Source organism: Luteibacter sp. (assembly GCF_051958795.1).
In the GTDB taxonomy this organism is placed as follows: domain Bacteria; phylum Pseudomonadota; class Gammaproteobacteria; order Xanthomonadales; family Rhodanobacteraceae; genus Luteibacter.
In genome coordinates this window covers 1-11804 of record NZ_JBQCFT010000058.1, presented here as the reverse complement: position 1 = coordinate 11804, position 11804 = coordinate 1, and the positions used below count along the sequence as shown (strand labels likewise).

Sequence of the window (11804 nt, the reverse complement as noted above, 5' to 3'; positions counted from 1 at the left end):
CGGGCGGCGGTCGTAGAAGCGGCTGAACCGCTGTGCCACGTCGTAGGCCCAGGCAGCGAGGACGCCGGGCTGCAGCAGCTGCGCCGCTTCGCTGACCTTGCCGCCAAAGGCGAGGCAGGCAAGCACCAGCTCGCGTTCCGCCGCCTCACGCGCGTACGGATCGAGTGCCCGCGTGTCGGCCGCCTTCTCCAGCACGGAACGCATGCGAACAACGGCGTACTGCAGGTACGGTCCGGTCTTCCCCTCGAACGCCACCAGCCGTTCCGCATCGAACACGTAGCCCGAGAGCCGGTCGCCGGAAAGGTCCGCGAACTTCACCGCCGCGATGCCGATCATCCGCGCAAGGGCTCCCCGCTCGTCTTCAGCAACGCGCGCGGACGCATCGACGCGCTCGCGTGCCCGTTCTACCGCTTCGTCGAGCAGATCGCGCAGGCGCGCCACGCCGCCCTCGCGGGTCTTGAACGGCTTGCCGTCCTTGCCGTTCACCGTGCCAAAGCCAGCGTGGACAAGTTCGACACCCCTGCCTATGCCTGCACGATGCGCCGCACGGAAGACCTGCTGGAAGTGCAGCGCCTGCCGCTGGTCGACGACATAGACGACCCTGGCCAACCCCGGCGTGCGCGTACGCGCCTGCAACGTGGCGGGGTCGGTGGTTGCATAGAGCGCGGCACCATCGCGGTTCGCGAGGAGCAGCGGCGGTACGTCGCTCGTATCGTCGGGCAGTGCCACGTCCACCACCAGCGCGCCTTCGCTCTCGCGCGCGATGCCCCGCGTGCGCAGGTCGTCGACGAGCGGCGCGATTGCGTCGCGCACGTCGCTCTCGCCATCCAGCGCATCGAAATGCACGTCGAGCGAGGCGAAATCGCGCACCTGCGCATCGACGCTCAGCTGGCGAAGGTTGCGCCACAACGCGAGCAAGCCGGGGTTACCCGCCTGCAGCGCCGCCGTATCCGCGCGTGCCTCGTCCATCCGTGCGGGATCATCCCGGCTCGCGGCGGCGGCTTCGGGATACAGGCGCTCGAGCTCGTCGAGTGTCACCGGCGCATGGTCTGGATACGGCCCGTCGCCAGTGAAATACGCCAGCCCGGGCGATTGCCGGCGGATCGCCGCGCTAAGCATGCCTATCTGCAGGCCCCAGTCACCCAGGTGCGCGTCACCGTGTGTCCGCCACCCCAGCGCGCCATGGATGCGACGCAGGCTTTCGCCAAGCACGAGCGAGCGCAGGTGGCCCACGTGCAGCGGCTTCGCGACGTTGGGGCCACCGAAGTCCAGCACGACAAGGCGGCCCTGCCCTTCATCCGCGACGCCAAGGTCGGGATCGGCCAGCGTCGCCGCGGCAACCTCGGCAAGGAAGGCATCGGCAAGGCGCAGGTTCACGAAACCGGGGCCGGCCACCTCGACGGACGCAAACCGCGCATCGGGCCGCAAGGCCGCCGCGATGTCGTCGGCGATGGCGCGCGGCGGCCGCCGCACGGCCCGCGCCGCGGCGAGCGCGCCATGGCACTGGAAATCACCCAGCTCCGGGCGCGCCGAGGGTTCGGCGTGCGCAAGCTCCAGGGGAAGCGAAAGGGCTTGGAAGGCCGAGGCGAGAGCCTCGTCCACCCGTGCGATAAGGGACAGGGACATGCGATCTCCGGGACGATGACGAACGACGGCGCGCGTGGCACCGGGAGGGGGGATCAGGTTCGTCGTCGCATGAATCGTGGCATGGGGTCACGGATTTACAGGAAAGGCCGAGGCTTCGCAAGCCAGCGACGGGTTAGGTTTTATGCTCTCGATCAGTAATGGCCATTGGGAAGCATCCGTGGAATCAGGCAAGCACCGGGTAGTGATCGTCGGCGGCGGCGCGGCAGGCGTGGAACTGGCAACGCGGCTAGGCCGGCACGGCTCATGCGAAGTGGTCCTGGTCGATCGGGATCCGAGCCACTTCTGGAAACCGCGACTGCACGAGCTGGCCGCGGGCCTGCTGGGCGATGGCGAGGAGGCCGTGCCCTTCCTGGCCCACGGCACCACCCATGGATATCGCTACGAACCCGGCGCGCTGCGCCGCGTGGATACGGCGGCGAAACGGATCGACCTCGCCGACGTGCACCTGCCCGGTACGGACGAGCTGATCCTGCCCGCACGCTCGCTGTCCTACGACACCCTGGTGCTCGCGTTCGGTAGCCGCGTGAACGACTTCGGTACACCGGGCGTACTCGAGCACTGCGACATGCTCGACAGCCCCGGCCAGGCAGTACGCCTGCGCAAGCGGATCCTCGCCCTCGCCCTGCGCACGGCGGGCGACCCAGCCTACAAGATCCGCATCGGTATCGTGGGCGCGGGTGCCACCGGCGTGGAGCTGGCGGCCGAGCTGCACCACGCGTTCAACGACATGCACCGCTACGGCGGGCTCTCACCAGCCAGCAAGCTCGACATCACCCTGATGGACATGGCCCCTCGTGTATTGCCGGCGGTGGATCCGCGTACCTCGGCATGGGCGCAGCGCATCCTCGTGCGCATGGGCGTGAACGTGCGCGTCGGCGTCGGCGTCAAATCCGTGCAGGAAGGTTCGTTCACCCTCAACGATGGATCCCACGTACCGTGCGAGATCCAGGTGTGGGCCGCGGGCGTGATCGGCCACGACTTCGTCACCGGGCTCGGCCCGTTCGAACTATCGCGCGACCGGCGCATCATCGTTGACTCCCATCTGGCGGCGAAGGGTGTGCGCGATGTCTATGCGATAGGCGATTGCGCCTATGCGGCCTTCAGCCCGGAAGGCACGGTCGTGCCGCCTACCGCACAGGCCGCGCACCAGCAGGCGACATGGCTGGCGAAGGCCTTGCCGCGGCTGGTCGCCGGCGAAGCCGCATCGCCCTTCCGCTACCACGCGAAGGGCACGCTCGTGTCGCTGGGCGCGCGGCAGGCCGCGGGTGAAGTGCCCACCGTGCCACCCGGCCGATCGGTACTGCCGTTGCGTGGGTGGCTGGCGAAGATGCTCTACGTGTCGCTCGAACAGATGCACCGCGTGGCGCTGCACGGCTACGGCCGCGCGACCGCGCTATGGATCGCCGACCGCCTGCGCCGCACGACCTACCCGCCGGTGAAGCTGCACTAAGCCGAAGACGCATCTCTCGTAGGAGCCCACCCTGTGGGCGACATCTCTTCGCGGAAGAGCCGCAAGGGGTGCGGGCTCGTGGCGAGAAGATATCGCCCACAGGGTGGGCTCCTACGACAGCGGGACGCTGCCTTACTTCACCGCGTGTTCCAGGGCTTCGTAGTCTTCCTGCGAGAGTTGTAGCGAGGCGCCCTTCACGTTTTCCTCCAGGTGCTCCGGATCGCCCGTGCCGGGGATGGGCAGCATGACCTTGGAGCGCTTCAGCAGCCATGCCAGCGCGACCTGGCCGTTGCTTGCGCCGAGCTTGCCGGCGATCTTCGAGAGCACCGAACCTTCTTTCGCGAGCGCGCCCGCAGCCAACGGGAACCACGGGATGAAGCCGATGTTGTGCTTGTCGCAGTAATCCAGCACCTCCTCGCTCTGGCGGTTGCCGAGGTTGTATAGGTTCTGGACGGTGGCGACCTTGAAGTACTTCTGCGCTGCTTCGATCTGGCCGACGTTGACTTCGGAAAGGCCGGCATGACGGATCAGCCCTTCCTTCTGCATCTGCTTGATCACATCAAACTGTTCGTCGGCGGGGACCTTTTCGTCGACGCGGTGCAGCTGCCACAAATCAATGCGATCGACCTTGAGCCGGCGCAGGCTCATCAGCACGCCCTGGCGCAGGTATTCCGGCCGGCCGAGCGGTGCCCAGATATTCGGCCCGTGACGGGTCAGGCCGCTCTTGGTCGCGATGACCATACCCTTGTAGGGATGCAACACTTCGCGAATGAGATCTTCGCTTACATATGGGCCGTAACTATCGGCCGTATCTACGAAATTGATACCAAGCTCAGGTAGTTTCTTAAGTGTGGCGCGGGCCTTCGCCGGGTCGGCCGGGTCGCCCCAGATGCCGTCGCCGGTGATGCGCATGGCGCCGAAGCCGAGCCGGTTGACCTCGAGGTCGCCGCCTATCTTGAACGTGCCGCTTGAGGACGCGTTGATGCTTGCCATTCGATGGACTCCTGCGGGTTGGGAGGTAATTCCATCGTTATGGGTACGCGATATCTTGTTTAAATGGGGCGAACTTGTATCGCGCGCAAGCGCGCTCCCACGGGTGTTCCGGGGCCTTTGCAGGCCTATCGCGCGCAAGCGCGGTCCCACAGAGGCTGCGATGCCCTTGTGGGAGCGCGCTGGCGCGCGATTCGAGTTGACTCGAACGTCAGAAGGTCACCCGCACCCCTGCGTTCGCCGCCCAGCCACGCAGGCCGTAACCACCGACGTGGTGCTGCCAGTTGCCCTCGCCATACAGCTGGATGTGATCGGTAAGCTGGCTGGTCAGGCCGGCGGCGACGCGGTAGCTGTTGCCGGTGCGGCCGGTCTGGAACGTGTCGCCCGCAGTCCATGCCTCGCTCGAAGCGCTGATCGACGGGTTGCCGTTGCTGGCGTGGATCAGGTCAACACGGCCGTAAGGCGCGAATCTCGGATTGGCGGTACGACCCACCTGCACGCCAAGCCGCGTCGTGGCCTGCACGCTGTTACCCAGGCGGATATCCAGGCCATCCTTGTCGCGGAAGTCGCGGAAGTTGAGCTGCTGCAGGCGCACCTGGAATTGCGGCTCGACGGTCCAGTCGTCGCCCAGCGGCAACGGCTTACCCACCTCGACCGACATGGTCCAGCCCATCGCGTGCAGCTTGCCGACGTCATCGCCGCGCAGGTCGGTGCTGACATCGCCGTGGTAGCGCGTCACACCAAGCACGCCATCGACCCATAGCCCACTACCGTGCTGGTAGGTCACCCAGGCGGCGCCGCCATTGGCGTAGTATTTCGCGCGGCTGTTGCCATCCGCGGCGCTAGGCGTGACACGCGTGGTGCCATGGTCGAGAGCCCAGCCGGCCCGGATCGATCCCTGGTCGGTATCGACCGCGACGATGCCCGCACCGACCTGCAGCGCGTTGATCTGCTGGTCGAAGTCGTAACCATAGCGCTGGAACGAGAGGTTCCGGCTGTAGTTGAGCTGGCTGCCGATGTAGCGGGCGAACACCTCACCGCCCGCGTCGGCGCCGTACACGCTGTCGCGGATCTCGCCAAGGCGCTGGTGCAGGCCATCGTTGAGGATGTTGCCGAAGTTCTGTAGCGCCATGGGCGCGAGCATGTACGACGGCAACTGCGGCACGATCGCGACGCGATCGACCGGATCGGGACTCGGCTCCGGCTCGGGATCGAGGCCGGGCTCCGGCACCGGATCGACCGGCGGGCACGCATCGCCGCAGTCGCTCACGTAGCGGTTGCCCAGGCGGTAATCCCACGATGCACCGTTGGGAAGAAGGCTCTGCGATGCATCCGTCGCACCCGGCCCGAACGCATGCAAGGTGTACTGGTAAGGACCGGCCGCGACATACGTGCCGGCGAGGACGAAGGCATCCGCGCGGGAGCTGCCCGCCACCTGGACCAGCGAAATCCCCTCGTTCGCATCGACCGCGCCGTTACGATTGGCATCGGTCAGCGCCCCATCGCCGGTGGGTACGACGAGGATCCGGGTACTGCCCGTGGTCGTTACATCGCCGGCGACCAGCAGGCGATCCGTGTCCTGCGCCGCAAGGGCGCCGCCCGCGTTCATCTGCGTGTGAAACACCACGTCGCCAGCGCTGCCCGAAAGGTCACCATCGACGCGAAGCGTCTGCCAGCGACCACCATCGCCGAGCGTGAGCGCGCCACCGTCCAGTGCCAGCGAGGCCAGCGAGGAATCGGCCGTCATCTGCCAGCTGCCATCGGTCAGCGTCATGCCGACGTTGCCGCTCGTCGCGCCCAGCAAGCGGCCACCGGATACGACCGCGTCGATGCGGCCACCGGCCGCGGAAAGGTCACCCGTCATCGCGGCGCCGCCGCCCAGGTCCAACCCGATATGCGCGCCACCCGAGACGGTCGCCCCGCCGACCACCGTGCTGTTCTCGGCCTGCACCGTCAGGTCGGTCGCCCCACCCGCCTCGAACGCCACGCCGTTGCCACCCACGACGCGAGCCCCGTTGCGCAACGTAACGTCCGCCGTGTTTTGCGCAGGATCGCGCGGACCCATGACGATGGCGCTACCCGTCTGCCCCTGCACGGTAGAGCCGTCGATGAGCAGGTGGCGACCCGCCGCCGGGTTCGTACCAAAGCGGTTCTCGCCCTGGATCACTACGCCGTTAACCGTGCCTGAGATAACGGTCCCACCGGTCGCGGTGACGCTGCCGTCGGCGAGCAGCAGGCCGCTACCCGACGTACCGACGCCGGCGACGTTCGACGCATCGAGGTTCAGCGTACCGGCATTGAACACCGACGCCCCCAAAGCGCCGCCGGTGATCTGCGAGCGCGCGACGGTGGCGGTAGCACCGACGTCGGATCCCGGGTTGGCGCTCTGGTTGCTCAGGACAAGCCCCGTTGCGCTTAGCGATGTGACCTGGGCGCCGGTAAGCGTGGCCGTGCTGCCGTTATGCAGGAGCACGCCGGAGCCCGTGGCCGATACCTGCCCCGAGAGGTCGAGCGTCGACTGGAACCCTTCGATGGCGTTGGTGGATGCGCCCGCCTGCACCGTCAGGGTCGCCTGGTTCAGCATCCATGCCTCGACGACATCCCCGGGTCGGACGGTGACGTTGGCACCTGGCAGCAGGGTACGCGCGGAAACCGGAATGGAGGGAGCGGCCAGTGCGGCAGCAATGGCCATGCACAAGCGCGCGCGGCTTGCGCGCGAGACGTGGGTAATCATGGTGTTTTCCTTGGGTGGGGGGCCTGGCCGCTTCGCAGCGTGGCATGCCGGGACATTCCAGCATGCGCAACCCCACAGTGCTATTGGGACTACTCCTAAATTCCCGATTCCTTTTGGTGCGGAAAGCCCTCCCTTCGTCTAGGCAACGTCGGCCCACCCCGGGTGTCCGGCCCCGGGTGGGCTCCGCAATACGTGGGCAATTACGCTTGCAAACGTGAGGAGATCGTGAATCCAGCCGAGCTGCCTGGGATGGCGGCCACGGCGTGAAGTGCCTCGCGCAGACGCTGGGCACGCTTGCCCAGCACGTCGTCGTTGGCGCCGTCGAGGGCGGCGGATACCTCGGTGATCGCATCTTCGAGCTGGTGTAGACGCAGGACCAAAGCCGCGCCGTGCAGCCGATGCATCGATTGCCGGGCGGCGGCGATATCGCCGCGCTCGGCCGCCGCCAATGCCGTATCGAGGTCTCGCAGGCCTTCGCCACGGAACACCTCGAACACATCGTCCACCTCAGCCGGCGGCGCGAGCGCTTCGCGCAGGCGATCCAGGGCCAGGGGCTTACCCATCACCACGTCTATCCCGCTCTCGCTGCAACGCTGGGCGTGCTCGGCGCCGTGGTTGGCGGAGATGGCGACGAACAGTGTCCGCTCGCCGCCAACGCGGGCTTCGTGGGCACGCAATTCCGCGGCGATGTCGTAGCCCTGCATGTCGGGCAACTCGCAATCCAGCAGGACCGCCGCAAACCGCCCCGGCTCGAACGCATCGATCGCGGCCTGACCGTGGTCGGCGGCCACGGTATCGAAACCGAGGAAGCGCAATTGCGCCGCGATGATCTGCCGGTTCGCCGGATGGTCTTCCACCAGCAAAACGGTACCGCCGCCGCAAGCCACGTCATCACGCGAGGCGGCCTCCGCGGCCGGCGCCGATGGTACGAGGCTGGTCGGCAACTCCACGCGTACCGACGTACCCACGCCTTCCTCGCTACTCAGGACGAAACGCCCGCCCAGGCGCTGCACGATCTCACGGCAAATCCCAAGGCCAAGGCCCGTGCCACCGAGCCGCCGCGAACGTGCGCCATGTGCCTGCGAGAAAGGCCGGAACAGCCCGCGCTGGCGGTCTTTTGGAATGCCCGTGCCGGTATCGAATACCTCGAACACCAGCCGGCGTGGTGCGCCGTCCTCCACGACCTGCCAGAGCGCGATGCCCACATGCCCCTTTTCAGTGAACTTCACCGCATTGGAAAGCAGGTTCTCCAGCACCTGCCGCAAGCGCGTTTCATCGAGCAGCAGCCACGGCAGCGGCCCCATGGGAAGATCCAGGCGCACGGCGAGGCCTTTCTGCTCCATGGCGCCCGCATGCCCCTGGAGCACATCCCGCGCAACGGCCAGTGCGTCGCATGAGGCCAGTTCCGGCGTGAACCCTTCGGATTCACTGCGGGTGTAATCAAGCGCGCTGCGCAGCAACCCCTGCAGGTTGTGCGCGCTGGATTGGGCGATGGCCATGAGGTCGCGCTGGGCTTCGTCCATGGGTGCGCGCGCCATGAGTTCGATGGACGACGCCACGGCATTCACCGAGTTACGCACTTCGTGGCTCATGACGGCCAGTAACAGCGTTTTCTGTTCCTCGCCGCGGCGTGACGCCAGCTGGGCACGGCGCATCTGCCAGACGGCAAACACGAGCGCGAGCGCCAGAGCGACGCCCAGCCCGATCTCCACGCGGTAGACAGACGCGATGTGCGCCACCGTTGGCGCACGCAGGTAGGCGGTCTCCAGCCAACGTTCGATCACCGCCTCGTTTTCGCCGGGGCTGATACGGCCCAGGCTCTCGTCGATAAGCGAAAGCAACTGGGGCGCGTTCTTGTGCACGGCGAGCCGTACGCTCACCGGCATCTCGGGGATATCGCCGGCGATGCGCAGGCTCAATGCGTAGTCGCGGCGGACTATCGGATGGTAAGTGACATCGATGCCCAGGCCCGCGTCCGCGATACCGCTCTCCACGGCGGCCAGCACCTGGTGGACATCGGCGAGGGGAAGCCGGCGGATGGACGGGTGCTCGCGGCGCAGCCAGCTGTCGTATTCGCCACCGCCCTTATAAGCGAGGGTCCGCCCATCCAGCTCGTTTAGCGTCAGGCGTGCCGGACCCACCGTGCGGGTGATCAGCAGCGTATGCCCCACGTAAAACGGATGCGACCAGGTCGCATCGCTGCCCAGGTCGCCTACCAGGCGATCGGTGAGCGACGGCAACAGGTCGATACGCCCTGCCTTGAACGCCGCGACGGATTCCTCCCACGACCCCGTGTGCACGACGACGAAACGCAGGCCGGTCTTTGCTTCAGCCAGCGTGAGGTACTGGGTAACGAGCGGATTCGATGCCTGCCCGCCGATGCGGCCGCCCTGCTGGTCATCGATGGCGATGCGCACGACGGGATGTGCCGCCGCCCATTGCTTCGGCGTCAGGGGCGCATCCGCGGCGCAAGCCAGCGAGGCGAGGCACGCCAGCAAGGCGCCTGCGAGCCATCGCTTCACTCGTTACCTTCCTCCGGCGCGCGCACATGCTCGCGCATGGCATAGAGCTGGTTATCGTTGTCGAGCCCGAGCTTGCGGAAGGCCGATGATTTCTGCGCACTGATCGTCTTCAGGCTGCGCCCGAACTTGTCGGCGATCTGGGTGACGGTCATACCTTTCAGCAAGCAGTGGATCACATCGGTCTCCTTGGGAGAGAGCTTGGGATCCGTCCCGTCTTCCAGCACGCGCTCCAGCGCGGGTGGTACATAAATGCGACCGGTCATGGCCGCGTCGATCGCGCGGATCACGTCGTCGGGATCCTGGCTTTTCGCCACGAACCCATGCGCGCCGGCCGCAAGCACCCGGCGTACGAGGGGTCCATCGTCATAAGCGGAGACCACCACCACCTTCATGCGCGGGAATGCCGAACGCAATGAACGCACCAGGGTGATCCCGTCCGGATCATCGGCGGCCAGCGAATAATCGATCAGGGCCACGTCGACGGGCATCGATGCAAGCAAAGCCCGAAAATGCTGACTGTTCGGGGAGCTGCCCACGATGGAAAGCGAGGAGTAGGTCTTGAGGTGCGCGACAAGGCCCTTCAGGACGAGCGCGTGGTCATCCAGCAAGGCCACGCGTACCGACCCGATGTAAGTGCGCGCGGACATCAGCGTACCCAAAGCCTGATTCTAGCCATATGCCTGACCACCGGTGGGGACTGGCGGCCGGAACCATATCGCGGGCTCCCCCGCTTGTAAACGTCGTTTTCACCGGGCGGGGCTCCCGTGCGGGGCGTTCCGTTCAGCGGCACGGCATCGGCCATAAGTAGGAGCACGTAAGCGATACAGAAGTACGGTGGGTCGCGTTGCTACGCTTTGGCCGCCCGGAAGTTCCGGATTTCTCAAGGCAAAGCCAGGGGTGGGTGCGGGGATGGATACAGAAAGCCGTTCATCAGGCGAGGCCGTCGTCGATCACCAGGACGCCAGCGCGCGCCCTTACGCCGCCACCGCTCCGTTCGTCGCGCCTGCGCTGGACACGGTGCGGTTGGGGATTGTCGGCCTGGGTTACGTTGGCCTACCGCTTGCCGTCGAATTCGGCAAGAAATACGCAACCCTCGGATTCGACATCAATTCACGACGCATTTCGGAATTGCGCTCGGGCCAGGATGTCACCCTGGAAGTGGATGCCGACGAACTCGGCTTAGCCCGGCGCCTGCGTTTTTCATCGGCCATGCACGACCTCGCCGAGTGCGATACCTACATCGTCACGGTACCCACGCCTATCGACGAGGCACGCCGCCCCGATCTCACGCCGCTGATCCGGGCGAGCGAAACGCTGGGCAAAGTTCTCAAATCCGGCGACGTGGTTATTTACGAATCCACCGTCTATCCGGGTTGCACGGAAGAAGTCTGCGTGCCGATCCTGGAGCGCGAATCGGGACTCATTTTCAATAAGGATTTCTTTGCCGGTTACTCGCCGGAACGGATAAATCCCGGCGACAAGACTCATCGCGTTACGGGAATTCTCAAAGTGACCTCCGGCTCCACGCCAGAAGTCGCCGATTTCGTGGATGCCCTGTACCGCTCGGTCATCACCGCTGGCACGCATCGTGCCAGCTCGCTAAAGGTGGCCGAAGCCGCCAAAGTCATCGAGAACACGCAGCGCGACCTCAACATCGCGCTCGTTAACGACCTGGCCATCCTTTTCAACAAACTCGGAATCGATACGCTCGAGGTGCTGGAAGCCGCCGGCACCAAGTGGAACTTCCTCCCGTTCCGCCCGGGCCTGGTCGGGGGCCACTGCATCAGCGTGGATCCGTACTACCTGACGCATAAGGCGCAACAGGTGGGCCACCATCCCGACGTGATCCTGGCTGGCCGCCGCACCAACGACGGCATGGGTCCATATATCGCCAGCGAGCTGGTGCGCCTGATGGTGCGCAAGGGCATCAACCCGGTGTGCGCCCGCGTGCTGATGCTGGGGCTCGCGTTCAAGGAGAACTGCCCCGACCTTCGCAACACCCGTGTCGTCGATATCGTCGCCGCCCTGCACGCCTATGGCGTCACGGTCGACGTGCACGACCCGTGGGTGCGTGCGGACGAGGCGATCCATGAGTACGGCATTGCGCCGGTGGACAACCCGCGCCCCGGCACGTACGACGCCGTCGTCGTCGCCGTCGGCCACCGGGAGTTCGCGGCCATGGGCGCGGAAGGTATTCGGGCTTTCGGCAAACCGGCTTCAGTGGTGTACGACGTGAAATATGTCCTCCCCCGCGAGGCGGTGGACGGCAGGCTCTGAAGAACCCTGTGGGAGGGGGGGGGGGGGGGGGGGGGGGGGGGGGGGGGGGGGGGGGGGCGCGGCGCGGAGGCAGGCCCCGCCGGCCCCCCCCCCGCGCGCGGGGCCGCCGGGCGGGCGCCGCGCGGCCCCGCCCCCCCCCCCGCCGCCGCGCCGCGGGGGGCGCCCCGCGCCCCGCCCCGCCCAC

General features: G+C 66.6%; 7 protein-coding genes. 2 read left to right on the top strand and 5 right to left on the bottom strand.

From position 1 onward, the window contains the following. A partial coding sequence (gene argS / locus ACTHLF_RS03290) for an arginine--tRNA ligase (protein ID WP_440324844.1) occupies positions 1–1626 on the bottom strand: 1626 nt, incomplete at its 3' end. Positions 1627–1804: 178 nt separating this feature from the next. On the opposite strand from argS, the gene ACTHLF_RS03285 reads away from it, so the two are divergent. Further along, the gene (locus ACTHLF_RS03285) at positions 1805–3097 is read left to right on the top strand and encodes an NAD(P)/FAD-dependent oxidoreductase (RefSeq protein ID WP_440324842.1); all 1293 of its coding nucleotides are present in this window, start codon (positions 1805–1807) and stop codon (positions 3095–3097) included. Positions 3098–3229: 132 nt separating this feature from the next. On the opposite strand, the gene ACTHLF_RS03280 is transcribed toward ACTHLF_RS03285, so the two are convergent. The 4 genes from ACTHLF_RS03280 to ACTHLF_RS03265 form a co-directional block, all read right to left on the bottom strand. Further along, positions 3230–4090, bottom strand: coding sequence for an aldo/keto reductase (locus ACTHLF_RS03280; protein ID WP_440324840.1), 861 nt, complete (start codon positions 4088–4090; stop codon positions 3230–3232). 208 nt (positions 4091–4298) lie between these two features. Then, the gene (locus ACTHLF_RS03275; RefSeq protein ID WP_440324838.1) at positions 4299–6821 is read right to left on the bottom strand and encodes an autotransporter family protein; all 2523 of its coding nucleotides are present in this window, start codon (positions 6819–6821) and stop codon (positions 4299–4301) included. Positions 6822–7021: 200 nt separating this feature from the next. After that, entirely contained in the window at positions 7022–9343 is a 2322-nt protein-coding gene (locus tag ACTHLF_RS03270) for a hybrid sensor histidine kinase/response regulator (RefSeq protein WP_440324836.1), read from the bottom strand. Next, positions 9340–9990 carry a response regulator gene (locus tag ACTHLF_RS03265; protein WP_440324834.1) on the bottom strand — a complete coding sequence of 217 codons (651 nt, stop codon included), beginning with the start codon at positions 9988–9990 and terminating at the stop codon, positions 9340–9342. Before ACTHLF_RS03265 ends, ACTHLF_RS03270 begins: the two co-directional genes overlap by 4 nt. A gap of 361 nt (positions 9991–10351) precedes the next feature. Between ACTHLF_RS03265 and tviB the strand changes: the two genes are divergently transcribed. Then, positions 10352–11620, top strand: a complete 1269-nt coding sequence (tviB, locus tag ACTHLF_RS03260) for a Vi polysaccharide biosynthesis UDP-N-acetylglucosamine C-6 dehydrogenase TviB (RefSeq protein ID WP_440324846.1) — start codon at positions 10352–10354, stop codon at positions 11618–11620. Positions 11621–11804 lie beyond the last annotated feature (184 nt).